Here is a 26,496-nt window from a genome sequence, read left to right as displayed (position 1 = left end):
CCACCTTGCGGTAGGCTGCGCGCATGGCCGAGAAAGAGGGCACGATTCACCTCGATCGCTATACCGGCGACGCGAAGCAGGTCGTCGCCGGCGCACAGCAGATCGCGGACGAGCGCCAGCACGCGGAGGTCACGCCGCTGCACCTGCTCATGAGGTTGCTGGAGCGCGACCGGGGCGTGTCCGAGGTCTTTCGGCGGGCGGGCGCCGACCCGAACGAGGTGCTCCAGCTCGCCGAGAACGCCCTGAAGAAGCTGTCCAGGGCGGGCAGCAGCGGTGTTGCCTACGTGAGCCCTCGCCTGCTCGATCTGCTCGGGCGCGCCGAGCGGGAGGCGACCCGGGACAAGTCGCAGAACGTGGGCATCGAGCACCTGTTGCACGCGCTCGCCCAGGAGATCCGCGGGCCTGCCGGGGAGATCCTCTCTTCGTTCGGCATCGGTCCGGGCGCGTTCCGGCCGCACCTCGGGGCGCTGGAGGCGGCCTCGCGGGAGCCCTCGCCCGCGCCAGCCAACGCGGCCGAGCCGGGTCAACCCGCGCCCTACACGCGGGACCTCGTCGCTGACGCGCGCGAAGGGCGGTTCGACCCGGTCATCGGCCGTGACGTCGAGGCGCGCCGCTTGCTGCAGATCCTCGAGCGGCGGTTCAAGAACCACCCCCTCATCGTCGGTGAGCCCGGCGTGGGCAAGACCGCGCTCATCCGGGGCCTGGCCGACCGGATCGCGCACGGCGACGTGCCCACGAACCTCGCGGGCGCCCACCTCTACGAGCTCGACACCGGCGCGCTCGTCGCCGGCGCGAAGCTCCGCGGGGAGATCGAGCAGCGCCTCAAGGTCCTGGTCGATCGGCTGCGCGGCGAGCAGGACGCGGAGAGCATCCTCGTCGTCGAGGATCTCGACGCGCTCTTCGGCCAGGGGGTGCAGGGCGCCGGCGTGGGCGAGCTCCTGAAGCCGCTCCTGTCGCGCGGGGAGATCCGGATCATCGCCACGACGACGCCCGAGGGGGTGCGCAAGATCAACGAGCGCGATCCCGGGATCATCCGGCGCTTCTCGACGATCACGCTGGAGGCGCCGAGCATCGATCAGGCGACGGAGATCCTGCGCGGGATCGCCACGAAGTACGAGGCCCACCACCGCGTCCGGGTGGGGGAGAGCGCCATCACCTCGGCGGTCGCGCTGGCCAAGCGGTACATCTCGGATCGCGCGCTCCCCGACACGGCGGTGGACCTGCTCGACGAGACGTCCGCCCGCAAGCGGGTGGAGGTCGACGGCGTGCCGGCCGAGCTCGACACGCTGACCCGGCGTGTCGACGCGCTCCGCGCCCAGATCGCCGCGCTCGCGGACGACGAGGACAAGCTCAGCGTCCAGACCCGCACGCGCCTGGAGGCGGAGCTCGCGGAGATCGAGCCGAAGGCGTCGTCGATGCGCAGCCGTAACGCGTCGCGCCGCGGCGTCATCGCGGCGTGCCAGGCCATCCGCCGGGAGCTCGTCGCCGCGACGGAGGCCTTGAAGGCTGCCCAGCGCGACAAGGCGTTCGCCAAGATCGGCGAGCTCGAGCACGTCACGCTCCCGGAGATCAGGCGGCGGCTCCAGGCCGCGGAGGAGGCCGCGCAGCGGGAGGGGGTCGCGCCGACCTCGAACGTCGTCGGCGAGTCGGACGTGGCGGCGACGCTCAACGACTGGACCGGGATCCCGGTGGCGAAGATGCTCGAGGGCGAGGCCGAGAAGCTCCTCAAGATGGAGGCGCGGCTCGCGCAGCGGGTGGTGGGTCAGGACGAGGCGGTGCGCGCGATCGCGAAGGCGGTGCGCCGCGGGCGCGTCGGCCTGCGCGATCCGGGCAAGCCGATCGGCTCGTTCCTGTTCCTCGGCCCGAGCGGCGTCGGCAAGACGGAGCTCGCGAAGGCGCTCGCCGAGTTCCTGTTCGACGACGAGCAGGCGCTGACGCGCATGGACATGAGCGAGTTCATGGAGCGCCACATGGCCCAGCGCCTGATCGGCGCGCCCCCGGGCTACGCGGACAGCGAGCAGGGCGGCTTTCTCACCGAGGCCGCCCGGCGCCGGCCGTACAGCGTGCTCCTGTTCGACGAGGTCGAGAAGGCCCACGCGGACGTGTTCAACCTGCTGCTCCAGATCCTCGACGACGGCCGGCTCACCGACGGCCGCGGGCGGCTCGCCGACTTCTCGAACACGGTCGTCATCATGACCTCGAACATCGGGTCGAAGCGCGTGCTCGAGACCGACGCCAAGCTCTGGACCACGGAGGACGGGCGCGAGGCGATCCGCGATGTCCTGCTCGAGGAGCTGCGCGGGTTCTTCCGCCCCGAGTTCCTGAACCGGGTCGACGACATCGTCGTCTTCAAGGCGCTCAGCAAGGAGGACCTCCGGGGCATCGTCGACATCCAGCTCCGTCGGCTGGAGCAGCTGCTCACGGACAAGGACATCCGCCTCGCCCTCACGGACGCCGCGAAGGCCCGGCTCGTCGAGCTCGGTTACGAGCCGAGCCTCGGCGCTCGCCCGCTGAAGCGGGCGATCCTGCGCGAGCTCCAGAACCCGCTCGCCGAGACCATCCTCGCCGGCGGGTACCAGCCCGGCCAGACGATGCAGGTCGACGTGGTCGACGAGAAGTTCGTCTTCACCAAGGCGTGAGGGCGAAACAGGCGCGCGGTACGCGACGAGCGGCGAGCGCGACCCGCGCCGCGACCGGGCGCGCGGTCCGGGCTGCGCTTTGCAGGGGCTTTCCAGGGCCTTGCCCACGCGCGGAGGCCGCGGGCGTCGCTCCGGCGAAGAACCTGGGCGACGCCGCTGCGAACCACTTGCCAAGCCGGAGAAGGTCCGTATACTGCCGCTCCCGCGCTCACCGGGCCCTCCGATCGAGGGCCATTTGCGTGACGTATGGCGAGGGATCGCGGTCCCCAGGTTGAGGAAGACGCACCATGTACGCGGTCATCAAGACGGGCGGCAAGCAGTATCGAGTCGCCGAAGGTCAGAAGCTCCGGGTTGAGAAGCTTGTCGGCAATGCCGGTGACAAGGTCACCTTCAGCGAGGTGCTCCTCGTCGGCGGTGACTCTCCCAAGGTTGGCAAGCCCCTCGTGAGCGGCGCCTCCGTCGCCGCCGAGATCACCGGGCAGGACCGCGGCAAGAAGATCGTGGTCTTCAAGTTCAGGCGGCGGAAGAACTACCGTCGCAAGAACGGCCATCGCCAGCCGTACACCGAGCTCAAGATCACCGGCATCACCGCCTAGCAGGAGAAGTAGAGATGGCTCACAAAAAAGGCGGCGGCTCCTCCAGGAACGGCCGCGACTCAAGCGCACAGCGCCGTGGGGTCAAGGTGTACGCCGGGGCGCCCGTACGCGCTGGCAACATCCTGGTCCGGCAGGTCGGCTCCTCGATCCACGCCGGCCACAACGTCGGCACCGGCCGCGACTTCACGCTCTTCGCCCTCGTCGACGGCGTCGTCACGTACGAGTGGAAGTCCAACACCAAGAAGCAGGTGTCGGTCTACCCGGCTTCCTGAGCCTCCCTCACCGGGAGGGCGTCCTGATCCGTTCCATCCCGTCCCGCCTGCTGCGCTCCACGCGCTTCCGAGCTACTCAAGCGCGGTGACGACCTACAAACTCCTCGCCCTCGACGTCGACGGGACCCTCGTCCGTCGTGATGGGTCCATCCACGACGAGGACCTCCGCGCCATCCAGCGGCTCCAGGATGCCGGCGTCCCGGTCTCGATCGCGACCGGGCGTCTGTACTCGGGGACGCGCGAGGTCGCGCGGCGGATCGGCGTGCTCGGCCCCATCGCGTGCGTCGACGGCAGCCACATCGTGCACACCGAGGGCGACGCGCACCTGTACTCGCGCACGATCTCCGGCGCCGAGGCGTCCCTGCTGCGCTCGATCACCGAGCGGCATGCGACGGCGTCGTTCCTGTTCGCGCAGGACAGCATCGTGCACGACGCGACCGGCGCGCCGCACGTCCACTATGTCCGGGGCTGGTCGCACGCCATCGCCGAGGTCGAGCGCGTCTCGTCGCACCCGTACTGGGAGCACGACCACGGCCTGCTCGCGCTGGTCGCGCTCGGGACCGAGCTCCAGGTCGCGGCGGCCGTCGAGGAGGTCCGAGCCGAGCTCGGTGAAGCGGCCTTCGTCGTCTCGTTCCCCCTCATGCGGGACGACCAGACGAGCCTCTTCGCGATGATGGTCCGGGCCGCTGGGCCGACGAAGGGCACGGCGATCGCGTGGCTCGCGGAGCACCACGGCTGCGAGCTGTCGGACGTGGTCGTCGTCGGCGACTGGCTCAACGACGTGCCGATGTTCGAGGTAGCGGGGCGCTCGTTCGCCATGGCGCAGGCGCCCGAGCAGGTGAAGCAGGCAGCGACGGACCGCCTGAAGGCCGACGGCCTGGTGGGCGGCGGCATCGCCGAAGCCATCCGCCGCGCCTTCGGTCACTGAGCGCCGGCAGACGGGGAGCGCCGAGGGCAGCGGAGGAGCGCCGCTCAGCGCTCCCCCACCGCCTTCGTGCCCGTCAGGCCTTGCGCTGCTGCGCCGGCTGGGCCGCCGCGGCGAGCTGCTGCTGCTGCTGCTGCAGGTACTGAGCGACGGCGCGCGACCGCTCGATGGCGAACTGCTTGACCTCCTTGTTCGGAGAGCCCGCGAGGGCGTTCAGCAGCTTGGTCACCTTCTCGAGCTGGCGCGACTGGAACAGCGCCTCGAAGTAGTTGTTCGCCAGGCGCACGTCGCGGCTCATCTTCGCCTCGTGCGGCTGGAGCAGGCGGACCACCGCCTCGAGGTCGTTCTTCTGCCCGTAGAGCGCCGACAGGCAGAGCAGCGCCAGCGGGTTGTCCGGGTTCTGCGCCACCGCCTTCTTGGCGTACTCGACCGCCTTGTCCCGCGTCTCCTCGTTGGCCGCGTAGAAGCCCTGGATCGCGATGTACGGCGCGGCCGTCTTCTTGTCGGCCGAGAACTTCTCGATCGCGGCGACCGCGCTCGCCTCGTCGCCGCGCTGCTTCTCGTACTGGAAGAGGTAGGCCCACGCGTCGATACAGTCCACGTCGATCGAGAGCGCCTTCTCGATGAACTCGCGCTCCTTCGCGTCGTCCTTCTTCGCCTGGTAGAGCTTCGCGAGGTGCAGCGAGGGGTAGGGGTTGTCCTTGAGCAGGTTCTGCGCGCCCTTCAGCGTCCCCTCGGCCTTGTCGTGCTTGTCCTGCGAGAGCTGCGCGATGCCGAGCGCGAGCCAGTCGTCGCCCGTGCCGCCCTTCGCGACCACCTTCGAGAGCACCTGCTCGGCGCGCGCCAGCCGGTTGTGCTTGAGGAGCTCCTGCGCGTAGATGCGCCCGCGGTTCAGGTCGTCAGGCTGCTCGGTCCAGTGCTTCTCGAGCCCCGCGAGCAGGTCCTCCAGGCCGATCGCGATCGGGCGCCCCTGATCGTCCTGCACCTGCACCGCCGGCCCGTTGAAGCCGAGGAGCTGCCACATCTGCTCGAGGGTCACCGCCGCGGGACCCTGCTCCAGCAGGCCCTTCAGCTCGTCGGTCGGCTTGTTCATCGGGATGACGATGAGCGCGTTCCCCGGCACGCCGTTCGGAAACGCGCTCACGGGCGCGACGATCGCCGCCCCTCCGGTGATGTTGAGCCCACCCGCCTGCTGCTGTCCGTTGGTCGTCATCGTCGATGCTCCGAGATCTCTCCCCCACGCGCGCCGAGGCGCAGGCATCGCCCAGCCTCGCCCCGGTACCCTGCGCGCCGTCATGATGGGGGCCGTAGTTCGTGTAGAAGGGGCGCGAACGCTAGCAGGGAGGGCCCAGCCGGGCAACGGGGGAGCTCGGAGCGCGCGCGGCCTCATCGCGGCCGTCGCGTTCGGGCCAGACGCGCTTCCGCCGCTTCCGCCGCCTCCACCGCTTCCACCCGTGAATCCGCGCGTCGCGACCGTGAACCTCGCCGCGGTCCCGGTGCTCGAAGCCGGCTGCGCCGCTGCGGTTCGCGTCGCCGTCGCCGCCTCGCGGTCGCTCGTGTGATCCCTGTCGTGCTCGCTGTCGCTATCGCCGTCTCGGACGCCCATCTCGCTCGCCCTCTCGGCCGCCGTCCTAGTCGAGTCGTGGGCCGGCGGCGAGGGGTGCCTCGAGCGTGCGCGCCGATCCGGGGCGCGCCGGCGCGCCGCCGCGCAGCCGCTCCGCGAGGTGCGTGCGGCGCTCCTCGCGGCGGGTCTCCGCCAGCGCCAGCGACACGGCCCGCGGATCCGCCACGAGCACCACGAGCCGCTTGCCGCGCGTCACCGCCGTGTAGATGAGGTTGCGCGACAGCATCACGAAATGCTGGGTGAGGATCGGCACGATCACCGCCGGATACTCGCTCCCCTGGCTCTTGTGGATGCTCGTCGCGTAGGCGAGCGTCAGCTCGTCGATCTCCGCTTCCTCGTAGCTGACCTCGCGATCGTCGAAGCGCACCTGGAGCTTCCGCTCCTCGGTGTTCACGTCCGTGATGAAGCCGACGTCGCCGTTGTACACCTCACGGTCGTAGTCGTTGCGGAGCTGCATCACCTTGTCGCCGAGCCGCAGCGTCCTCGCGCCGCGCGTGACGCTCGGGCCCTCGGGGTTCAGCGCCGCCTGCAGCCGCGCGTTCAGCGTGATCGCCCCCGCCTCGCCCTTGTGCATCGGCGTCAGGACCTGGACGTCGCGCCGTGGATCCAGCCCGAACCCCTTGCCGATGCGCTCCGTCACGAGGTGGAGGATCAGATCCGCCGCCGCCTCGGCCTCGATGCGCTCGATCACGTAGAACTCGCCGCCGGGACCGCGCGCGCCCTCCGGCGGCTCGCCGTCGTGGATCCGGTGCGCGTTCCGGACGATGAGGCTGCCCTCGGCCTGGCGGAAGATCTGCGTGAGCCGCACCGTGGGCACCTCGCCGGAGGCGATCACGTCCCGCAGCACCGCGCCCGGCCCCACCGACGGGAGCTGATCGACGTCGCCCACCAGCACGAGGCGCGCGCCGTCGGACGTCGCCTGCAGGAGCGCGTCGGCGAGCGCCAGGTCGAGCATCGACGCCTCGTCGACCACGATGGCCCCCGCCTCGATCGGCCGGCCCCGCTGGCGGCCGAACTTGCGCTGCTTGGGATCGAACTCCAGCAGGCGGTGGAGCGTGACGGCCTCGCGCCCGGTCGCCTCGCTCATCCGCTTCGCGGCGCGGCCCGTGGGCGCGGCGAGCCGCACCGGGAGCCGGGCGCGGTCGAAGAGCGCCAGGATGGCCCGGACGATGGTCGTCTTGCCCACGCCCGGGCCGCCCGTGATGACCAGCACCTTGTTCCGCGCCGCCTGCGCCACGGCGTCCCGCTGGGCAGGCGCCAGCGAGACCTGCGTCTTCGCCTCGAACGCGGCGACCGCGGCGTCGACGCCCTCCACGAGGCGCGCCTCGGGCGCCGCGCCGTCCTCGCCGTCGCCCAGCAAGGAGCGCATCCGGCGGGCGAGCCGCACCTCGGCCTCGTGGAGGTCCTTCGGGTAGACGGCCACCTCGCCGGTCTCGAGCGTCTCGACCCGCACATGGCCGCTCGCCACGAGCGCGTCGATCGCGCTGTCGACCTCGGCGGCGTCGCGCTCGAGCATCGTCGCGGCGAGCTCCGCGAGCTCCGGCCGCGCCGCCAGCGTGTGGCCGCGCGTCGACAGATCGACCAGCGTCTGCAGCACGCCCGCCTGCGCCCGCTCCGGCGAATCGGCCCGGACGCCGATCGAGCGCGCGATCCGGTCGGCGGTCTTGAAGCCGATGCCCCACACGTCGAGCGCGAGCCGGTACGGGGAGCGGGAGACGATGTCGATCGCGTGGGGGCCGAAGCGCTTGTAGATGCGGCTCGCCAGCGCCGGGGAGGCGCCGTGCGCCTGGAGGAAGATCATGATGGCCCCGATCGCCCGCTGCGCCGCCCACGCCTTCGCGACGGCCTGCGCCCGCCGCTGGCCGAGCCCGGGGACCTCGGCGAGCCGCTCCGGCGACCGATCGAGGATCTCCAGCGTATCCGTGCCGAACGCCTCCACGATCCGCTTCGCGTACGCCGGGCCGATGCCCTGCACCATGCCGGACCCGAGGTAGCGCTCGAGCCCATCGAGCGTGGCGGGGGCGATCGGCAGCAGGGTCTCGACCTTGAGCTGCTCGCCGTGCTTCGGATCGCGCTCGTAGCGCCCCGTCGCGCGCACGCGCGTGCCCGGCCCGACCGGCGGGAGCACGCCTACCCAGACCTCCGGCGGGGCGCCGGGGGTGACCTCCACCCGCAGCACCCGGAAGCCGCTCGACTCGCTCTCGTACGTGACGCGGACGACCTCGCCCTCGACCGTCGCCGGCCCGTTGCCCGCCGCCTCCCGGGCCGAGAAGAGCTTCTGCTGGCTCCCGCCGCCCGGCTGCCGCTCGCCGGTCCCGCCCGTGCGCTCGCCGCGGTCGTCGTGGCGCGGCGCGTTGTCCGGCGCCGGCGCCGGCGCGGCTGCCCCCCGGGCCGCCCGATCGGGGCGGCCGCTCCGCTGGGACGGTTGCACGAGGGCAGCATGTAGCCGCCGGCGCGGCGGCGGCAACGTCCTCGTGCGCGGACGCGAGCGCCGCTGCAGAACATCGCGCAACGCCGCATAGCGCCCCGTAACCTGGGCTCACGCTGAACGCGCGTCGCGTGGAGCGCGCCGCACGCGAGCGCGGGGCCGCGGTTGGCGTCGCTCCCTCGTGTCAGTATAGTGGCCTGCGATGGGGCGCCGCAGCTTGGTTTCCGTCCTCTGCGCCCTCCTCCTCGCGGGCTGCGCCGGGAGGGCGCCGGAGGCGGCGCGGTCCAAGGATGGCCTGCTGCGCGCGGCCTCCGGGGTGTCCTCGGAGCAGCGCGGCGCCTCGCCTTCGCCCGCGCCCGGGACGGCGGCGGAGGAGGCCGCGCTCGCGGACGCCCACGATGGCGAGGTCGACGACGACGAGGGTGAGGTCGACGACGGCCTGGAGCTGCCGGCGGATCCGGGGACCGGGGCGCGGGCGCACTCGCCGCTCTCGGCGATGACCGAGGCCCAGATCGAGGAGCTTTTCTCGAAGGATCCCGCGGCGCTCGGGCCGATGTCGCTGGGCGCGACCAACGCGGGCGCGCTGTTCAACGGCGTCCGGATGCCCGAGGGCGATCGGTGGGAGCTCGTCGATCCGGCCCACGCCTGGGGGACGCGCGAGACGATCGACGCGCTCGACCGGGCGATCGCCGAGGTGCACCGGCAGTTCCCGGGGAGCCCGAAGCTCTACATCGGGCACATCAGCGCCCGGGAGGGCGGCCGCCTCTCGCCGCACAAGAGCCACCAGGCCGGGCGCGACGTCGACATCAGCTATTTCCTCGACGCCCGGCACCGCTGGTACCAGCGGGCCACGGCGGCGAACCTCGATCGGGAGCGCACCTGGGCCTTCGTCCGGGCGCTCGTCACCGAGACCGACGTGGAGCTCATCCTCATCGACAGCAGCGTGCAGCGGCTGCTCAAGGAGCACGCGCTGAAGATCGGGGAGGACAAGGACTGGCTCGACGAGGTCTTCCAGCTCGGGTCGAGGAAGCTGCGCCCGCTCGTCCGCCACGCCCGCGGGCACGCGAACCACATCCACGTCCGGTTCTACAGCCCGATCGCGCAGGAGTCGGCCGCGCGCGCGTATCCGCTGCTCGTGAAGCGCGGGGCGATCAAGCCCACGTCGCAGTACGTGCGCCACACCGCGAAGAAGGGGCAGACCCTGGGCTCGCTGGCCCGGCAGTACGGCACCACCGTGGAGGCGATCAAGCGGGCCAACGGCCTTCGATCCACGGCGATCCAGGCGAAGCGCGTCTACAACATCCCGCGGCCGTCCAGCGGCCCCGCCGCGCCGCCGAAGCAGGTCGTCGTGCCGCCGCGGCGGCTGCCCCCGCCGAAGGCGGCCGACGCGCCTCCACCGCCGGCGCGCCACGGCGAGCCCGGGCCCGCGCTGGACGGCTGAGCGGCGGGAGGCGCGCCGCGCCCTGCGGCCCGCCCGCGGCGCGGGGAGCCGCAGGGTGCCGTGGACGCGGCCTCAGTGCTTCACGTCGACGACGAGCCGCGCCGGCTTGGTCAGCTCGAGGACGCGGTACCGGTTCGGCGACGAGACCCCGAGCACCCAGGTCACCTCGGCCTCGAAGTCGCACGTCCGCTCGATCTCGCGCGCCACGCCGAGCGCGAGCTTCCGCTCGCGGAACGGGACCGTGGCGTTCCCCGCGTCGTTGTGCGCCGCCGCGGGGGTCATCCGCACCGCGAGCCATCCGTCGCCCGCGATCTCCGTCGCCTCGCCCGAGCCGCACTGGCGCACCGGCTTGTCGATGTAATCGATGTGGTAGCCCGGAACCGCGTCCCCCTCGAACTCGAACACGACGCGGTCGTAGTGCTCGTGCCGGGCCGTTCGCACGTCGCGCAGGACCGCGACCTTCGCGCCGGCGCGCGGCTTGTCGGTGGCGCCCGCGGTGCCCTCGAACGCGTCGGTGCTCGTGGGATCGGCCTCCTTCGGTGGCCGCGGGGTGGGCGGCACGTCGTCCACTGCCGGCTCGGCGGAGGCGCGCGTGTCGATCGGCGTGACGTTCGGCATGGGCTGGGCAGGCTCGCTGCCGGCGCCGTTGCGGCAGCCCGCGGCGAGCGACACGGCGGCTGCGAGCAGCAGGGCGGCGGTCCTCATGAGGTCCCTTCCATGGTGCCGCGGCCTCCGCGCGTCCACCGAGACGCCGGCGCGCCTCGAGGATCACCGCGCCGAGGCCCGCGCTCGGCTCAGGATGGCCGAGAGCCGGGGCACGATCTCGTCCACCGCGCGCTCGCCCTTCACCGAGCCCTCGACGCGGAGGGGCGTTCCCCGGCCGTCCTCGCCGGGCACGACGAAGAGCGGGATCATCTCCGACGCGTAGCCGGCCTCGGCGAGCCGCTCCCGATCGCGGTCGAGGTCGAACTCCAGCAAGCGCAGCGCAGGCAGGACCGCGTCGAGCTGGCCGGCCTTCACCGCGTCGTGAAACCTCGTGCACGGCTCGCACCAGGGCGCGCCCACGTAGACGACGAGCTCGCGGCCCTCCCGCCGCGCGCGCTCCCGCGCCTGCTGCACCAGCGCGGCGAGCTCGCCGCCCTCCGGCGCCGGCTCGAGCTCGGCCCGCTGCGCCGCCGGCCGCGTGGCCCCGCTCCCGGCGGCCGGCTGGGAGGTCTCTTCCCGCGAGCAGCCGAGCAGCGCCGCGAGACAGAGGACCAGCCCAGCGCAAACCGACCCCTTCCTGCCATGAGCGTTCACGTCGTCGTTTGCCTCTCGGCCAGGGTCTTTGCTCAGGGCCGGCCGCGCTGCCAGCGATCAGGGCAGCACCAGCTCGAGCGAGAACACGTAGTCGACGTTGACGCCTCGACGGGCATGGGGGCGGCCTGGACGGCGGCAGGGGTGTTCGTGGCGTCCGGCCCGCGCCGGCCGAGCGCCAGCACCAGGCCCCCGCCGACGAGCGCCGCCACGAGCGCGACCAGGTAGAGGGACACGGTCGCGTGACGGGGCGGGGCGACGGAGCCGCTGAAGGTCGCGGGGGCCTGCGGCGGAGAGAGCGAGTCGAGCTGCGTCGGGCGAAGCGACACGAGCTGCTCGCTGGGAGAGGGCGAGAAGGCCGAGATGCGGAGCTCCGAGATCGACGACGCGGAGGGCAGCGCGCCCCGGGGCTGCGCCAGGGACAGGCGGTCCGGGACCGAGGCCCGTGAGGCGTGCGAGACGTGCGAGACGTCGAACGGCTCGCCCGCCGCGCTCTTCAGCGCGGTGAGGCACTCCCTCATCGACTGGAAGCGCCTGTCAGGGCTCTTCTCGAGACACCGCATCACGATGGTCGTCATCGCCGGCGACACGAGCGCGCCCTGAGCGCCATCGGCGAGCGGCGGCGGCGGCTCGCTGACGTGCGCCATGAGCGTCGCCGAGGCCACCTTCCTGTCGAACGGCGCCCTGCCGCAGAGCATCTCGTAGAGCAGGACGCCGAGCGCATAGACGTCCGCGCGCGGCGAGAGCTCGTGGCCCATCGCCTGCTCCGGAGCGGTGTACTTGGGAGAGCCGATGAACACGCCCCTCTGCGTCAGCTCGTCCAGCTGCCGCCCCGAGACGTCCTTGACCAGGCCGAAGTCGAGCACCTTGACGAAGTCCTTCTCGTCCTCCTGGTCGACGAGGAGCACATTGCCCGGCTTGAGATCCCGGTGCACGAGGCCGAGGCCGTGCGCCTCGGCGAGCGCGCGGCAGATCTGCCGCGCGATCCGGCCCGCGCGCGCCTCCGGGAGCGCGCCCTCGTCGTGGAGCACGCGGTGGAGCGTGCGCCCGGCGATATACTCCATGGCCATAAAGTAGATCCCGCGCGGATCGTCCCGGCCGTAATCGAAGACCGTGACGGAGTTCGGGTGGGTGAGCCTCGCCGCGGTCGCGGCCTCGCGCGAAAAGCGTCGAAAGAACTCCGGATCTTGCTCGAGGCGCTCATCGGGGAGGAGCAGCTTGAGGGCGCAGATCCGGCCCAGCGCGAACTGCTCTGCCCTGTAGACCCTGCCCATCCCCCCGCGCGCGATGAGCGAGATGATCCGGTATCGATCGGCGATCGTCGCGCCGATGAGGGGGTCTTGACCGCTGCTCCTGGCCGCGCCCATGGTTTTTACTATATGCGCGATGACGGGCGCGCCGCCACCCCAACTCGTGTGTTCTGGCCGACTGCGCGGCTCTGGATCAACGATGCGGCTTGGATCGTACGGCGGTGGAGCGCGAGCGATGCGGCGAGTTGCCGACACGTTTTCCTGACGGCCTCGCTCCACGGGTCCGCCGCGGTTAACCAGCGAGCGCCGAACCGTTGCGATCCGGTTTCGCGCGGCCCGCGCCCGCGCGCTGTCCAGCGCCGGGCGCCTCTCCTCCCGCGCGCCCGTCACAGCGCGGCGACATCGATGTCGACCTCGCGCGGCTCCTCGGTGACGCCGCTCGGCGTGGCCCCGGCGCCCAGGATCGCGCCCACGGTCAGGGTCAGGGTCACCTCTCCGCTCGTGAGGGGCGTGGCGACGTACTTCCAGCGCAGCCGCACGCTGCCGCCTCTCTCCCCCTCTGCCGAGAGCGCCTCCACGGCGCGCCGCTCGATCTCCGGCGCCGTGAGCGCGGTGCGGAGCCGGTGGCCCGTCGAGGCGATGGCGGGCCAGCGGATGAGGGCGCGGTTGAAGGTCCCATCGAGCGTGTGGGTCACGACCGCGCGGTGCCCCTGGACCCGGACGCCGTTCACGGCCCGGAACACGAACGTCTTGTAACGATGGACCTCCGGGGCGGAAGCCGCCGTTCCGTCCTGATCCTCGCGCAGCGTCCTCCGCTGCACAACGGCCCCGATCTCGTCGTTCGGTATGCCCCAGCTGTTCAGGCGCGCCAGCGCGTTCCGCTGGAAGAGCGCCTCATCCGGCGAGATCCGCGGCCCGCTCGGCGTCTTTCGCAGGACGAGCACCTGGCCGTTCGACGGGTCCTTCTCGTAGGTCCAGTCCGCCGACTCGCGCTCCGTCCGGCGCCCCAGCTCGCTGAGCGGCGTGAACTGCTGATCGGCCCCGATGAGCGAGCGCTGGATGAGCGCGTCATCGAATGAACGCAGCGTCAGCCGGGCCGCCGGGAGCCTCGCGGCGGGCGCCGTGGCGAGCTCCCGCGCGTCGAACGTGAACCCCTCGAGCGCCTGCGCGGCCGCGGCGATCTCGCTGTCTTCGCCGCCCCCTTCGGTCGCTACCTCCGGCGCCCCGCAGGCGATGAGGGTCATCGAGAGCGCGGCCCAGAAACCAATCGTTCGCGTCGTCATCGTCATGTCTCCTGTCGTTCGAATCCTTCGGGCAACACGCAGCGTTCGTCGTTCATCCGCCGGGCAGCACGCGCCCGTTCGAGGGGTCGCAGCCGGCGATGTAGTAGATGGTCGAGCCGGTCTTCAGTCCGGTGTTCTTCCGGTCGCGCCACCCGCCGTACTCGTACATGAGCTCCCGCGACGCGAACGACGAGCCGAACACGATCGAGACGGGGCAGTCGTCGTCGTTGCTGAACTGGCTGTCGTCGTAGGCCTCGTCGATCCAGTTCTCTCCCACCCCGTTGGAGATGGAGCTGATCGAGTAGTCACCCACGTAGTCCTTCACGTGATTGCCGCACGACGAGTCGCCGTGGAACGCGTTCCACATCGTCATGGTGCTGTCCGAGGTCGTGATCTGCTGACGGTATCCGCCGTTCTTCCACACGTCGTAGTCGCCCGACTGGCACGCTTTGACGACCGCGATCTCCAGATCCCCGCCCGTGCCCGGGTTGCCGAAGAGCATGTTCTCGTTCGTCAGGACGCGGCAGTCGTAGCTGCCGTTGCCCATGACCAGGCCGCTGAAGGCCGGCGTCGACGAGGTCCCGGCGTCGTGCCAGCCGTGCGTGTGGATGAAGACGACATCGGCCTCGTCCGCGCCCGAGCCGGACGCCATGTCGTTCGCCGAGCAGGCGCAGGACGCCGCCTGGCTCGAGTCGGTCCAGTAGCTCCCCCGGGCGCTCGTGTTGTTGCGCGTCGAGACCTCGTCCCAGAGGGAGACCATGCTGAGGAGGTTGAACGTGCTCGCGAAGGCGGCGGCGGTGCTCGTGTGCACCGAGTGCGACAGGCTGGTGTCGTCCTCGCACTCCCCCGTGTGTCCGAAGTTCGCGATCCCGTAGACGTGCGTCTCGTGCTGCGCGCGCGCCGACGACGGCATCGCAAGGAGGCACCCGAGCACCGGAACCCCTGCGAGGACATGGAACAATCGCCTGTTGCTCATACGCTAGACTCCTTCGTTGTCTCGAACGGTGGATGTTCGCCGCGACCCGCCGCCCGGCGCGCGCTCCATGGGCGCGCCGCCCGTGGACCTCGGGCGTGGACCTTCGCCGGGCAGCGTCGACGGGCGCGGGCGTCAGCGCGCCGCGCTCCGTTCAGCGCGGTCGCGCGTCGTTGACGTCGACAACGGCGTCGACCTCGACGACGTCGCCAACGCACCCACGTTGTTCGCAGCTTCCGTGCCATCGCCTGGCGTCCGCCAGCGGGGGCATCGCGTCACCCCAGGCTTGAGCGGTCTCCCTGGGATACGCGGGGATCGCGCCCACCCGGGCGCCGTCGACCGCCGTCAGCTGCCGTCGGCCGTCCTACGGTTCCGCTCGAGGTGGCGGCGCGATCCCGCGGGGTGATGGCGCGGGCCACCACCACCTCGAGGCGCCGGGCGGCGGTCCAGAAACTGGAACCCCCCGGCGCCCGGATGCGCCGCTGAAAATCGCGGCGCGGCTCCGGAACCTGGGGCGGGCGGCGCTGTCGATCCCTGGCGTGGACGCGGTGAGCCGCGGCGCACGCAGAGAGCGGTGAAGCTCGCCGCGCGTGCGCCGGGGCGCGCCGAGAGAGGCGGGCCCTCGAGGGCTCGCTCCATTCAGACCGCTCGCCGCGCGGACATGCGCGCGAGCGCGAGCAGGGAAAGGGCTGTTCTCCGATGGACACGTTCAAGATGGCTCCGGGCATCGCACCCTCGAATCCGTTCCTCAGCAACCTGCCCTTCAGCCCGTATCCGGCCATCGAGGCCGACGTGCCCGTGGACGCGCCGGAGGGCTCCTATACGTACGCGCTCGTCAAGAGCGCGCCGGACGTCCCCGCCGATGAGTGCGAGACGGACGCGCTGTCGCTCGAGGTGATCATCCGGTGGGGGAACACCCCGCTTCACGTGGCGCACCTGACGCCGCCGCGCGCCTTTCATGTCGGCGAGGCGGAGGGTGCCGGGGGCGTGTGCGACTTCTTCCTACCTGCGGAGCGCCTCGGCGCGGCGCGGGCGCCGCTCGTGCTCGTGAGCGAGGGCGGTGAGGTGAGCGCCGTCATCCCGCCGGGCGCGTCGGGATCCATCGATTTCGGCAGCTGCAGGATGACGATCGCCCAGGCGATCGCCGCCGGCCGCGCGGCGCCGTGCGCGGAGCTCGACGGGGCGCGGCGGATCGCGCTGCCGCCCGGCGCTCGCGCGAGGCTCGAGCTCGGCGATTTCGGGTTCGAGGTGGCGGTGGGCAGGGCGGGCCGCCGCGTCGCGGGCAAGGTCGGCATGGACCGCCGCAACCTGCCGTTCACCGCGCTCTCGACGCTGCTCCACGTCGGCCTGCTCGGGGCCATGGCCGCGTTCATGCCCCCGCTCGCCATGGCCGACGACGGCGGCGTGAGCGCGGAGCAGGCCTACCTCATGGCGCAGGCGATCGGCGCGATCGCCGAGAAGGAGCTGCCCGAGCCGAAGGACGTCACCGACGCGAGCGGTCAGACCGAGCGCGAGGGCGGCTCCGGCGCGGCCGCGATGGGCGAGTCGGGCAAGGCCGGGAGCGAGACGAGCCGGAAGACGGGCGGGCGCTTCGAGATCCAGGGGCCGAAGGACAACCGCGACGTGCGGATCTCGCGGGCCCAGGCGCTCGACGACGCGGCGCGCTTCGGCATGATCGGCGTGCTCCAGGCGGGGTCCGGCGGCGATCCCAACGCGCTCTCGGCGCCCTGGGGCGGCCCCGACACGCTCGGCAACGGCGAAAGGAGCGTGATCGGCAACATGTGGGGCGAGACGATCGACGAGTCGGGCGGCGTGGGCGGGCTCGGGTTGACGGGCGTCGGCGAGGGCGGCGGCGGGCATCTCATGGGCATCGGGATCGGGTCCATCGGCACCATCAACCACGGGAGCGGCGTCGGCGATGGGCCGGGCTTCGGCCCTGGCGGCGGCGCGTCGCGCTTCGCCAACGGCCCTGGCCACAAGGTGAGCGCGCCGCGCATGCGGGTCGGCTCGCCCTCGGTGTCGGGCCGGATCCCGCCCGAGGTCATCCAGCGCATCGTGCGCCAGAACTTCGGCCGCTTCCGGCTCTGCTACGAGAACGGGCTGCGCAACAGCCCGAACCTCACCGGGCGCGTGTCGGTCGGCTTCGTGATCGGCCGCGACGGGGCGGTATCGAGCGTCCACAACGGCGGCTCCGATCTGCCGGACGCCGGCGTGGTCTCCTGCGTGGTGCGCTCGTTCTACGGGCTGTCGTTCCCGCCGCCGGACGCGGGCATCGTGACCGTGACCTATCCCCTCCTCTTCAGCCCCTCTGGCGGCTGATTCCTCGCCTCGACTCCCCGAGAGGCTGATTCGCCTTCTCAGCCTCTCTGCCGGCTGCTGCGTCCCTCTCTTCCGCCGGATCCCTAGGGCCCGCCGCGCGCGGCGATCTGCCCGACGGCCCGCTCCGCCTCCGCGATCTCCCGCTCTCGCTGCTGGATCATCACCCCCTGGGGCGGGCCCTGGAAGCGGCGGCGCTCCAGCGCGAACCAGACGACGGCCGTCACGGCGAAGACGATGAGCATGATGCCCAGGGCCTTGTCGTTCGGCGGCTGGACGCTCACCACGATCAGCATCAGGCACGCGAGGACGCTGATGATCGCGAGCGGCCGGTACAGCGGGCCGAGGTCCCACGGGCCCATCTTCACCCAGGTGCGGCCGTAGGCGCGCACGCCCATCATCGTGGGCATCACGTACGAGATGTAGAGGAAGATCACGCAGACGGCCGTGATCGTCGAGTAGACGGGCGTGTACACGGTGAAGCCTATCGTCAGCGCGCTGACGACCCAGATCGCCGTCGCCGGCGTCCGGAACTTCGGGCTCACCTTGCGCAGCTGCTCCGAGAGCGGCAGCCCCCCGTCGCGGGCGAACGCGAAGGTCATGCGGGAGGCGGACGTCACCGTCGCCAGCCCGCAGAGGTACTGGGCCACCGAGATGCCGGCGTAGAGCGCGATCCGGAGGTTCTCCGGGATGACGCGCTCCATGACCCAGAAGAAGACGCCGCCCCCCTTCGACGCCGCCTCATCCATGTCCGGGATCGCCAGCACGATCGCGCTCAGCATCAGCGCCCCGAAGACGCCGGAGACGAGCACCGCCCGGACGATGCCCCGCGGGACCGTCTGCGCCGCGCCGATCGTCTCCTCCGACGTGTGCGCCGACGCGTCGTACCCGGTGATCGTGTACGCGGGCAGGAGGAAGCTCAGGAGGAACAGCGTGGTCATGCTGCCCGTCTCCGGCCACACGTCGCCCCCCTTCGGGCCGCTGTAGTTCGTGAACGTGACGAGCCGGCCGGGGTCGATCGCGGGCGCGTAGAAGAGCATCGCGGCGGTGAGGATCACCGAGACGACGAGGATGAGGTACCCGCTGAAGTCGGTGAGCAGCGTGGTGACGCGGATGCCGAGGTGATTGAAGAGCGCCTGCGTCCCCGTGATGAGCGTGACCCCGACGGCCTGCGTCACCAGCGCGCGATCCGGGGGCATCGCGGCGAGATCCACGCCGAACAGCGGGCCGAGCGAGCTCATGATGAACAGGTAGGCGCCGACGTTGATGGCCGCGAGGACGGTGATCAGCCCGATCAGGTTGAACCACGCGGTGGCCCAGCCGAAGCCCCGGCCGCCGAGGATCGAGGCCCAGTGGTACAGGCCGCCCGCGGTCGGGAACGCCGACGCGACCTGGCCCATCGTGAGCGCGATACAGAGCGTGAGCGCGCTGCACACCGGCCACCCGATGCCGATGCCGGCGCCGCCGACGCTGCAAAAGCCCATCTGGAACGACGTGATGCCGCCCGCGATGATGCAGATGATCGAGAACGAGATCGCGAAGTTGGAGAAGCCCCCCATCCTGCGCAGCAGCTCCTGCGCATAGCCCATGCTGTGGAGCGTCTTCACGTCGTCCGCGATCACGCCCTCCACGCTGCCCGGCGCGCCGCCTGCGCGCGGCCCGACGTCCCCCTTCGTCTCACGGCTCATGAGCGGTCCCCTTTCGTCACGGGTCTCTCGCCCGGGGCCGACGGAGCCGTTCGGGCCTCGTCAGGATCGGCGCGTCTCGCCGATGAGCGCTCCCCCGTTCGAGGGCCCTCGCCCGGACCCATGCAGCCTACATGGGGGCACGTGGGCCTGCCCAGGGCTGCGCCCGCGCCCCGCTGCTACCCTCGCCGCCGATGGCCGCCACGACGATCCCCCCGCTCTCGCGCCGGCGCGCGCTGCTCGGCCTCGCCGCGCTCGCCGCGCCCTCGTGCCGGCGAGGCTCCTCACCGCCGGCGCCGGAGGAGGCGTCCCCCTCGGCCTGGAAGGATCTCCCGTTCGAGCCCGCCTCCGAGGGCGAAGGCCCGCAGCGCGCGCTGCTGCTCGCGCCCGAGGCCGCGCCGGCGCCGCCGCTCCTCGTCGCGCTGCACGGGCGCGGCGAGGCGGTGCGAGGCCTCGAGGTCGGCGCGCGCGGGTGGCGCGACGACTACAGCCTCGACGCGGCCCTCCGGCGGCTCCGCTCGCCGCCGCTCACGCCGGACGATCTCGGGCAGATGGTCACGCCCGAGCGGCTCGCGCAGCTCAACGCCTCGCTCAAGGAGCACCCTTACCGCGGGCTCTGCATCGCCACGCCGTTCACGCCCGACCTCCGCGACCGCTCCGTCGAGGGGGCCGCGGGCTTCGGCCGTTTCCTCGTCGAGCGGCTCCTGCCGCGCGCGCGCGCCGAGGGCGGCTGCCAGGCCACGCGCGAGGCCACCGGCATCGACGGCGTGAGCCTCGGCGGCCGCCTCGCGCTGCTCGTCGGCCTGTCGTTCCCCGACGTCTTCGGCGCGGTCGGCGCCCTGCAGCCCGCGGTGCGGGCGGGCGAGGCGGAGATGTTCTCCGCGCTCGCGCGCCGGGCCATGGAGCGCCGCGCGGTCGCGCTCCGGCTCGTGTCGAGCGAGGCCGACCCCTTCTTGCCCGCCATCCAGGCGCTCAGCGATCGGCTGCGGCAGGACGGCGTGATCCACACCCTTCTCGTCGTTCCCGGCCCGCACGACTACGCCTGGAATCGGGGGCCGGGCGGCGTTGAAATGGTGCTCTGGCACGAGCGGATCCAGCGCGGTTTGCCGCCGCCGTGATCGCGGCGGCCCGGCCGTCACATGCCCCTGACCCAGGCCGCCGAACCGTGTTACTCCCTCGGCATCGACGTGGCCGACCCCACACGCACCGCCCGCGCCGACGGCGCGACCGACCCGCCCACCGTGCGCGAGTGGCTCAAGCCGCTCGAGAGCGCCGGCCTGCGCCGCCACACGAGCGCGAAGCGCGTCGGCGGCAAGGCGGCCTCGCTCGGCCGCCTGCTCCGCGACGGCTTCCCGGTGCCGCGCGGGTGGGTGCTCGACGCGCGGTGCTTCACGGAGCTCGTCGACCGGCAGCTGCCGCCGGGGCACGACCTCGCCACGCTGATCCGGCTCTCGGGCACGAGGGCGGGCGTCGACCGGGCGGCGCGCGCGCGCGACCGCATCCTGAGCGAGCCGCTGCCCGAGGCGCTCTCGACCGCGCTGCGGGCGCTCTGGCAGGCCGTCGAGCAGGAGGCGCCGTGGGGCCTCGCGGTGCGGTCCAGCGCCACGTGCGAGGACAGCGAGGAGACGTCGATGGCGGGGCTCGCGACGTCCGTGCTCGGCGTGCGCGGCGAGGCCGGGCTCGACGCCGCGATCCGGCAGGTCTGGGCGAGCGCCTTCCTGCCGCGCGCGCTCGCGTACCTCGCGCACGCCGGCATCCGCGACGTCGCGATGGGCGTCGTGCTGCAGGTCATGGTGCGCGCCGAGGCCGCGGGCGTGCTGTTCACCGCGCCCCCGCCTGGGCTCGAGGGCGAGCACTGGCACGCCGGCGAGCGGCTCGTGAACGCCACGCTCGGGCTCGGCGCGCCGGTCGTCGACGGCGCCGCGGCGGCCGACACGATCCGGCTCGCGCGCGACGGCGGCAGGGTCGTCGCGTCGGCGGTGGCGCAGAAGCGGCGCGCGCTCGTCGTGGGCGCGGCCGGGCTCGAGGAGGTCCCTGTGCCCGAGGCGAGCGCCGAGCAGCCGGCGCTCGGCGAGGCCGCGCTGCGGCAGCTCGCCGAGCTCGCCGAGCGGCTCGAGCAGGGCGGCAAGGGCCCGTTCGACGTGGAGTTCGCGGTCGAGGCGGTCGAGGAGCGCGGCGAGGGCCCGCCCGGCGCGGCGCTCGTGGTCGACGGGGAAGCGCCGTCCGACCCGCCGGAGGCCGCCGCCGCGGCGGGCGCGTCCGCTCCGGTGGCGCGGGAAGCCGGCGAAGGCGCGCCCTCCCCGGCGGCGTCGGAGGCCGGCGAAGGCGCGCCCTCCTCGGCGGCGCGGCGCGTGTGGCTGCTCCAGGTGCGCCCGGTGAGCGGCGGCGGCTTCCCCGAGGGCGGCGACGCCGACACGATCTGGTCGCGCGCCAACGTGGGCGAGGCGCTCCCCGGCGCGGCGACGCCGCTCACCTGGTCGGTGGCGCGGGCGTTCTCCGACCGGGGCTTCCGCGAGGCGTTCGCCGCGCTCGGCTGCCGCGTGCCGCGGGGCGCGCGCCTCGTGGCCAACGTGCACGGGCGCTTCTACCTCAACCTCACCGCCTTCATGCGGATCGCGGCGCAGGTCCCGGGGCTCTCGCCGCGCGCGCTGCTCGGCATGAGCGGCGGGGCGAGCGAGGCGCTCATCGCGCGGCTCGCCGAGCAGAGCGAGGGCGTCTCGCGGCGCGGCTTCTATGCGCGGCTGCCGCTCACGGGGCCGCGGCTCCTCCTCCGGCAGGCGCGGCTCGAGCGCGAGGTGGCGGCCTACGAGGGCGAGGCGCTCTGGGCGCAGCGCGCCCTCTCCGAGCTCGACATGACGCTCCTGCCGGACGACGCCATCGGCACCACGCTCCGGAGCGTCTTCCTGCTGCTCGAGCGGACCGGCACGCGGATGCTGCACTGCGCGTCGGCGTCGCTCGCGAGCCACCTCGCGCTGTGCAAGGCGCTCGAGCGCATCGCGGGCCGCCGCGCCTCCGCGCGCTCCGCCTCCGGGGAGGCGCACCTCGACGCGCCGGCCGGGCGCGCGGAGACGAACGTCGAGCACCTGGCGCAGGTGCTCGCGGGCGGCGTGCGCGAGCTCGACAGCGCGGGGCCGGGCATCGAGCTCGCGCGGGTCGCCGAGCTCGTCATGCAGGATCGGACGGCGCGCGAGCGGCTCCTCGCCGGCAACGTCCTGTGGCCGCGCGACCTGCCCGAGGGGCCGGCGCGCGACGCGTACGCGCGGTTCCTCGACGCCTACGGCGATCGCGCCGTGCGCGAGGCGGAGCTCGCGACGCCGCGCTGGCGGGAGGACCCGTCGCCGGTCGTCGCGATGCTCACGGCGTCGCTGCGCGGGGCGCCGGGTGATCCGGAGCGCGCGCTGGCGCGCGCCCGGGCGCTCGCCGATCGGGAGATGGCGATGCTCGAGACGCGCGTGCCGCGGCTGGAGCTCGCGCTCCTGCGCACGCTCGTCGGCCGCGCGCAGCGCTACGTGCGCCTGCGGGAGCGCATGCGCACGTGGGTGACGCGCGTCCTCGGCATGCTGCGCAGGGTCGCGCTCGACATCGACCGGCGCCTCCGGCGCATCGATCCCTCGCTGGAGCCCGGGAGCGTCTTCTTCTGCACCTACGAAGAGCTCGCGACGGCGCTCTCCAGCGGTCGCGCCGACGTGGGCCACCTCGTCCGGCTGCGGCGCGCCGAGCACCTCCGCGACGCCGCGCGCCCCGATCCGCCGGCCACCTTCATCGGCCGGCCGCCGCCGGTCGTGCTGCCGCCCGCGTCCGGGGAGCGCCTGCTCGGGCTGCCGGCGAGCCCTGGGGTCGTCGAGGGGCGGGCCCGCGTGCTCGATCCGGGCGCCTCGGCGCTCGACGCGGTGGCGCCGGGGGAGGTGCTGGTCGCGCGCACGACCGACGTCGGCCTCTCGCCCCTGTTCCTGGTCGCCGCCGCGGTCGTGACCGAGCTCGGCGGCCCCATGTCGCACGCCTCGATCGTCGCGCGGGAGTACGGCATCCCTGCGGTGGTGAACGTCCCCGGCGTGACGCTGGCGATCAAGACGGGCGATCGGCTCCGCATCGACGGCGATCGCGGCGTGGTCGAGCGCCTGGACGAGCGCGCCTCGCCGTCGTCGCCGGGCGTCGTCGCCGGGGGAGCTCCCGGGGGCGGCGTTGCCCCGCGCGCGGCGCTGCCCGGATGACGGCCGCGCGCTTCCGCGTCGGGCCCTCGGACGGCCCCACGGTGGCCGACGTCCTCGAGCGCGCGGGCGGCGCGTCACGGGGCCTCGCGGGCGCGGCGGCGGAGGGGCGCGCGTTCCTGAACGGCCGGCGCGCGCGGCCCGGCGACGCCGTGGCCCTCGGCGACGAGCTCGCGGTGTGGCCGGCGCGGCGCGACGCGCCGGGGGCGCCGCCGGTGGAGGTGCTGGCGCGCTGGGGGGAGCTCCTCGTCGCGTCGAAGCCTGCGGCGCTGCCGACGGAGCCGGAGCGCCGGGGCACGCGGTCGCTGGTCACGGAGATCGCAGAGCTGCTCGGGCTACGCGACCCGCCGCACGCGGCCTCGCGGCTCGACGTCGGCGTGAGCGGCGCGGTGCTGTGCGCCACGGGCGCGCGGGGCCGGCGGCACCTCGCGGCGATGCGCGAGGCGGGGCGCATCGCTCGGGTCTACGTGGGCATCGCCGGGGGTCGCGTCGACGGGGCGGGCACGTGGGATGCGCCCATCGGCGCGGCGCGGGCGCGGGGCGGTCGCAGCCTGCCTGCGGTGGGCGGCGCGGACGCGAAAGACGCGGCGACGCGTTACCGCGCGGTCGCCTCGGCGGGCGGCGGCGCGGCGCCGGCCACGCTGCTGCGCCTGGATCCGGTGACGGGCCGCACGCACCAGCTCCGGGTGCACGCGGCGCATGCGGGGGCGCCGCTGCTCGGTGATCGCGACCATGGCGGCGCGCGCGCCGTGACCACGGCGCGCGGCCGCGTGCTGCCGCTCGGGCGCATCGCGCTGCACGCCCTGTCGGTCTTTGTGCCGGACGAGCGCGGCGTCGCGCGCGCGGCGCTGGCCCCGGTGCCGGACGAGCTCCGCGAGCTTTGGGCGGCCCTCGACGGCGACGGCTCGGCGTGGGAAGAGGTGCTGTCCACGGCGCTCGGGGCGGCTCTGAGTGGTGCAATCATTGGAACATGAAGGCAGGAGGTTCATTGATCTTTTCCCTGTCTTCCGCCTTCATGTTCCAAATTGACCACTACCCGGATACGAAACGTCGCTCGCCTGACGGCGATCAAAGACTCCCGCTCCCGCAGGTCGTCCCTGATGCTGCTCAGACCCATGCACAGACCGGGTCAGTGGCGGACGACGATGCCATTCCGTTGCGGGCATCAAGCGCGCTCGGAGGCCGCCCCCATTGGGCTCTGCCGCTTCGCTCGTCTAACCGAGCGTGTCGCAGACGTCCCCGAGCGCCAGCGGGAGGACGGACGTCAGGTACAGAGCATTCCTGAGCACTCTGCTTCAGATCTATTTGTCCAGCGAGGTGGCTGTAACGCGCAGGGTATTGAGCGACTGCGAGAGGGATATTACATCCTTCGACATCCAAGAGCGCTCAGTGCATGCGTGCACGACGCTGTTCGCGGCCGCTAGGAGGCTCTCGATGAACGTGAGCCGATTGAGGGATCCTTGAGTGATTGGACTGCTTGTCGGGCTTATGTCGTCGAAGCAGCGCACGTGCCATGTGTCCTGATCTTGTGATATGTCGAAGCAGAATGAACCGTCCATGAATAGAAATTCTTCGTGTTTTGCTCCGTTGATGAGGCGCATGGTCGCCTGGCACCACCATGACAGAATGACGACCGGGAAGTCCGACCATCTCGCTTCAGGGAATATGGTTCCTGCATACTCGATGAAGACTTCTCCGGTAATCGGTCCGTTGTGAGTAAGGCTGAGTGTTTCTGTGTCGACGATGATGGAGAGTCGATCGCTGCCCTGATACATTTGGCGCTCCAGGTGGTCAGTACATCTGTTACCTGTACTTCGGCCATGCGGTCTCGATTTTGAGATCGGTCAGATTGACCCATATTCGGATCGTCAATCCGCCGCTTGTGCCTTCGACCAAGACTCTTGTCGAATTGAGGTCGCTTTGTGTCTTGATTCGCTGGCCATTTTGATAGGCTTCGCGAACGGCTGCTTCTACCTGTTTGTCACTCATCGTCTCAGGGAACACGTCCTTATTTGCGCCTGGTTGAAGTCGATGGCCCCCTTTCATGTGGCCCGATCTTATGTGATCCATATCAATTTTGAGCTGTTTCAGCGAGGGCAAATTTACCGGCTTCGTTCGGCCAGGTGCGCCAGACCGTTTTCCTCCTCCCCGAAGCATGGCGGCCATGGCGAGGACCTGGATCGCCACCTTGACCGACCTGTTTCCGACCTTGCGAGCGTCCTCATCCTCGACCGCCTCGACGAGCTCGATCGTGTTCGTGGCGAGCCCGACCAGGGGATTATACCTCTCGTTGATTGCTCCGAAGAACCCGAGGACGCCGCCGCCGTGCTCTTCCATCTCCCGTTCGATCTCGCCGGCCGCCTGGTGGATGTTGTAGATGGCCAGCGGGATGCCGATCGGCGTCATGTAAAGCGCGTTCGTGAGCATGTCCTCCGCGGTGCCCAGCACCAGCTCGGAAATGGCTTCGACCGCGCCGATCGCGCCCTCCTGCAGGCTCCACGGGTCGACCAGATCCCCCCGGTCGCCATCGTCGTCGTACCGGCGAGGCGCCGCCGCGCGATCGCGGCCGCGGGAGAACCGCGGCGCGTCCGGGGAAGCGGCGTCGAACAGGTCGGCTAGCTCGCCCGCGGGTGTGGGGGGCCACAGCTGAGGGCGCGAAGTTCGCGGCGCCGCAGCCGGCGGCTGGTAGAGCGCGCCGCCGCCGACCGCGCCGGTGGTCCTCGGCGCGTTGAGGATGCCGCCGAGCGACGTACCCGGCGGCGCCGGCGGCGCGCCGACAACCGGCGGCACCGGCGGCACGCCGGCAACCGGCGGCGACGCCGTGACCCCGACGGATCCTAGCGGCGAGGACGGCGCCGTAGGAGGGCCGGAAGCAGGCGACAGCACCTCCGATCCGAACAGCGCGGGATCGAAGATCGACGTCGGCTGTTCCGGCTCGGGTACGGTATAGCCACCGTACATCCTTTCGAGCACATCCAGCAGGGCGGGCTGCGGCGCCGGCGCGGGCCGCGCTGGCGCCGCATCGCTCTTGCTCGGGCTGAATTCGAACAGCTGGTTCTGCAGCTTCCAGAGGGGCCCATCCGCCCACGCAGGTGGGGCAGTTTGGGTGGCGTCATGCGCATCCGCCAGCCGTTCATCCGGACTCTTGTCGAGGAGACCCGTGCCAGCGCGCGCCAGCTCTCCCAGCGCCTTGTCCAGCGCGGCGCCGCTCGCGCCGTCGACACGATCCATCGTGGGGCCGAGGAGCAAGCGCATTGCCGCGTCCGCGCGCGCCTGGTCCATGGGCTCGCCGGTGGCCGGGTCGAGCAAGGTGCCGTCGTCCGCCAAGAGCCCGACCATGCCGAGCACCTCGCCCTTGGTCTTGCCTGCGGATAGCGTCGACGGCGTCCACTTCGGCATCCAGGGGTCCACGTTGAGCCCCATAGCGATCTGCCGGCCCTGGACCGCGCCTGCGTCCCCAGCGACGCCCGAGCCGATCGCGCCGCCCGTCTGGCCGACGATCTCGCGCTGGAACCACCACATCCACTCCTCAAAAGGCATCGTCATCCGCGCGCCCTCCT

19 protein-coding genes are annotated in these 26,496 nt (G+C 72.3%); 9 read left to right on the top strand and 10 right to left on the bottom strand.

Annotation, left to right across the window (positions count from 1 at the left end):
• Window positions 1–23 precede the first annotated feature (23 nt).
• The 4 genes from WME95_RS43305 (at window position 24) to WME95_RS43290 (ending at window position 4,435) form a co-directional block, all read left to right on the top strand.
• A complete protein-coding gene (locus WME95_RS43305) occupies window positions 24–2,639 on the top strand; it encodes an ATP-dependent Clp protease ATP-binding subunit (RefSeq protein WP_437905100.1) in 2,616 nt (871 codons plus the stop codon).
• Between the two features lie 287 nt (window positions 2,640–2,926).
• A complete protein-coding gene (gene rplU / locus WME95_RS43300) occupies window positions 2,927–3,235 on the top strand; it encodes a 50S ribosomal protein L21 (protein WP_437712533.1) in 309 nt (102 codons plus the stop codon).
• A 14-nt stretch (window positions 3,236–3,249) separates the two neighbouring features.
• Window positions 3,250–3,507, top strand: coding sequence for a 50S ribosomal protein L27 (gene rpmA / locus WME95_RS43295; RefSeq protein WP_272102141.1), 258 nt, complete (start codon window positions 3,250–3,252; stop codon window positions 3,505–3,507).
• Between the two features lie 85 nt (window positions 3,508–3,592).
• Window positions 3,593–4,435 (top strand): HAD family hydrolase, encoded by an 843-nt coding sequence (locus WME95_RS43290; RefSeq protein ID WP_437905099.1) that lies wholly within the window; start codon window positions 3,593–3,595, stop codon window positions 4,433–4,435.
• A gap of 73 nt (window positions 4,436–4,508) precedes the next feature.
• Here the strand turns inward: WME95_RS43290 and WME95_RS43285 are convergent, their stop codons facing one another.
• Both WME95_RS43285 and recD2 read right to left on the bottom strand, forming a co-directional pair.
• Window positions 4,509–5,645 carry a tetratricopeptide repeat protein gene (locus WME95_RS43285; RefSeq protein ID WP_437546498.1) on the bottom strand — a complete coding sequence of 379 codons (1,137 nt, stop codon included), beginning with the start codon at window positions 5,643–5,645 and terminating at the stop codon, window positions 4,509–4,511.
• A 418-nt stretch (window positions 5,646–6,063) separates the two neighbouring features.
• On the bottom strand, window positions 6,064–8,487 hold the full coding sequence (gene recD2, locus WME95_RS43280; RefSeq protein WP_437905098.1) for an SF1B family DNA helicase RecD2: 2,424 nt from the start codon (window positions 8,485–8,487) through the stop codon (window positions 6,064–6,066).
• Window positions 8,488–8,701: 214 nt separating this feature from the next.
• Between recD2 and WME95_RS43275 the strand changes: the two genes are divergently transcribed.
• A complete protein-coding gene (locus tag WME95_RS43275) occupies window positions 8,702–9,925 on the top strand; it encodes a LysM peptidoglycan-binding domain-containing protein (protein ID WP_437905097.1) in 1,224 nt (407 codons plus the stop codon).
• A gap of 72 nt (window positions 9,926–9,997) precedes the next feature.
• On the opposite strand, the gene WME95_RS43270 is transcribed toward WME95_RS43275, so the two are convergent.
• From WME95_RS43270 to WME95_RS43250, 5 genes are all read right to left on the bottom strand, one after another.
• The gene (locus WME95_RS43270) at window positions 9,998–10,630 is read right to left on the bottom strand and encodes an AMIN-like domain-containing (lipo)protein (protein ID WP_437546493.1); all 633 of its coding nucleotides are present in this window, start codon (window positions 10,628–10,630) and stop codon (window positions 9,998–10,000) included.
• A gap of 63 nt (window positions 10,631–10,693) precedes the next feature.
• Window positions 10,694–11,224, bottom strand: a complete 531-nt coding sequence (locus WME95_RS43265; protein ID WP_437905096.1) for a thioredoxin — start codon at window positions 11,222–11,224, stop codon at window positions 10,694–10,696.
• A gap of 32 nt (window positions 11,225–11,256) precedes the next feature.
• A complete protein-coding gene (locus WME95_RS43260; protein ID WP_437905095.1) occupies window positions 11,257–12,588 on the bottom strand; it encodes a protein kinase domain-containing protein in 1,332 nt (443 codons plus the stop codon).
• Window positions 12,589–12,857: 269 nt separating this feature from the next.
• Complete coding sequence (locus WME95_RS43255; protein ID WP_437905094.1) at window positions 12,858–13,754, bottom strand: hypothetical protein; 897 nt, start codon at window positions 13,752–13,754, stop codon at window positions 12,858–12,860.
• Window positions 13,755–13,806: 52 nt separating this feature from the next.
• Complete coding sequence (locus WME95_RS43250) at window positions 13,807–14,730, bottom strand: hypothetical protein (protein ID WP_437905093.1); 924 nt, start codon at window positions 14,728–14,730, stop codon at window positions 13,807–13,809.
• Between the two features lie 696 nt (window positions 14,731–15,426).
• On the opposite strand from WME95_RS43250, the gene WME95_RS43245 reads away from it, so the two are divergent.
• Complete coding sequence (locus tag WME95_RS43245; RefSeq protein ID WP_437905092.1) at window positions 15,427–17,046, top strand: AgmX/PglI C-terminal domain-containing protein; 1,620 nt, start codon at window positions 15,427–15,429, stop codon at window positions 17,044–17,046.
• 83 nt (window positions 17,047–17,129) lie between these two features.
• Here the strand turns inward: WME95_RS43245 and WME95_RS43240 are convergent, their stop codons facing one another.
• Entirely contained in the window at window positions 17,130–18,632 is a 1,503-nt protein-coding gene (locus tag WME95_RS43240; RefSeq protein WP_437911089.1) for an amino acid permease, read from the bottom strand.
• Window positions 18,633–18,922: 290 nt separating this feature from the next.
• Between WME95_RS43240 and WME95_RS43235 the strand changes: the two genes are divergently transcribed.
• Genes WME95_RS43235 through WME95_RS43225 form a run of 3 tightly spaced genes read left to right on the top strand, consistent with a single transcriptional unit; the run spans window position 18,923 to window position 23,910 of the window.
• Window positions 18,923–19,846, top strand: a complete 924-nt coding sequence (locus WME95_RS43235; RefSeq protein WP_437905091.1) for an alpha/beta hydrolase — start codon at window positions 18,923–18,925, stop codon at window positions 19,844–19,846.
• Window positions 19,847–19,867: 21 nt separating this feature from the next.
• On the top strand, window positions 19,868–22,939 hold the full coding sequence (locus tag WME95_RS43230) for a PEP/pyruvate-binding domain-containing protein (RefSeq protein WP_437905090.1): 3,072 nt from the start codon (window positions 19,868–19,870) through the stop codon (window positions 22,937–22,939).
• Window positions 22,936–23,910, top strand: a complete 975-nt coding sequence (locus WME95_RS43225; RefSeq protein WP_437905089.1) for a pseudouridine synthase — start codon at window positions 22,936–22,938, stop codon at window positions 23,908–23,910. The genes WME95_RS43230 and WME95_RS43225 overlap by 4 nt, the downstream gene beginning before the upstream one ends.
• A 327-nt stretch (window positions 23,911–24,237) precedes the next feature.
• On the opposite strand, the gene WME95_RS43220 is transcribed toward WME95_RS43225, so the two are convergent.
• Together WME95_RS43220 and WME95_RS43215 are read right to left on the bottom strand one after the other, a co-directional pair.
• Entirely contained in the window at window positions 24,238–24,711 is a 474-nt protein-coding gene (locus tag WME95_RS43220; RefSeq protein WP_437905088.1) for a hypothetical protein, read from the bottom strand.
• Between the two features lie 28 nt (window positions 24,712–24,739).
• Window positions 24,740–26,482 (bottom strand): EndoU domain-containing protein, encoded by a 1,743-nt coding sequence (locus WME95_RS43215; RefSeq protein WP_437905087.1) that lies wholly within the window; start codon window positions 26,480–26,482, stop codon window positions 24,740–24,742.
• Window positions 26,483–26,496: the final 14 nt, after the last annotated feature.

The organism is Sorangium sp. So ce327, assembly GCF_051530205.1.
GTDB lineage: Bacteria > Myxococcota_A > Polyangia > Polyangiales > Polyangiaceae > Sorangium > Sorangium cellulosum_B.
This window is presented reverse-complemented; position numbering and strand designations above follow the sequence as displayed.

Excerpts from the sequence above, each read along its gene's own strand:
- WME95_RS43305 (WP_437905100.1), top strand. The coding sequence starts at position 24 with ATGGCCGAGAAAGAGGGCACGATTCACCTCGATCGCTATACCGGCGAC.
- rplU (WP_437712533.1), top strand. The coding sequence starts at position 2,927 with ATGTACGCGGTCATCAAGACGGGCGGCAAGCAGTATCGAGTCGCCGAA.
- rpmA (WP_272102141.1), top strand. The coding sequence starts at position 3,250 with ATGGCTCACAAAAAAGGCGGCGGCTCCTCCAGGAACGGCCGCGACTCA.
- WME95_RS43285 (WP_437546498.1), bottom strand. The coding sequence starts at position 5,645 with ATGACGACCAACGGACAGCAGCAGGCGGGTGGGCTCAACATCACCGGA.
- WME95_RS43270 (WP_437546493.1), bottom strand. The coding sequence starts at position 10,630 with ATGAGGACCGCCGCCCTGCTGCTCGCAGCCGCCGTGTCGCTCGCCGCG.
- WME95_RS43260 (WP_437905095.1), bottom strand. The coding sequence starts at position 12,588 with ATGGGCGCGGCCAGGAGCAGCGGTCAAGACCCCCTCATCGGCGCGACG.
- WME95_RS43255 (WP_437905094.1), bottom strand. The coding sequence starts at position 13,754 with ATGACGACGCGAACGATTGGTTTCTGGGCCGCGCTCTCGATGACCCTC.
- WME95_RS43250 (WP_437905093.1), bottom strand. The coding sequence starts at position 14,730 with ATGAGCAACAGGCGATTGTTCCATGTCCTCGCAGGGGTTCCGGTGCTC.
- WME95_RS43245 (WP_437905092.1), top strand. The coding sequence starts at position 15,427 with ATGGACACGTTCAAGATGGCTCCGGGCATCGCACCCTCGAATCCGTTC.
- WME95_RS43240 (WP_437911089.1), bottom strand. The coding sequence starts at position 18,632 with ATGGGCTATGCGCAGGAGCTGCTGCGCAGGATGGGGGGCTTCTCCAAC.
- WME95_RS43235 (WP_437905091.1), top strand. The coding sequence starts at position 18,923 with ATGGCCGCCACGACGATCCCCCCGCTCTCGCGCCGGCGCGCGCTGCTC.
- WME95_RS43230 (WP_437905090.1), top strand. The coding sequence starts at position 19,868 with ATGCCCCTGACCCAGGCCGCCGAACCGTGTTACTCCCTCGGCATCGAC.
- WME95_RS43225 (WP_437905089.1), top strand. The coding sequence starts at position 22,936 with ATGACGGCCGCGCGCTTCCGCGTCGGGCCCTCGGACGGCCCCACGGTG.
- WME95_RS43220 (WP_437905088.1), bottom strand. The coding sequence starts at position 24,711 with ATGTATCAGGGCAGCGATCGACTCTCCATCATCGTCGACACAGAAACA.
- WME95_RS43215 (WP_437905087.1), bottom strand. The coding sequence starts at position 26,482 with ATGACGATGCCTTTTGAGGAGTGGATGTGGTGGTTCCAGCGCGAGATC.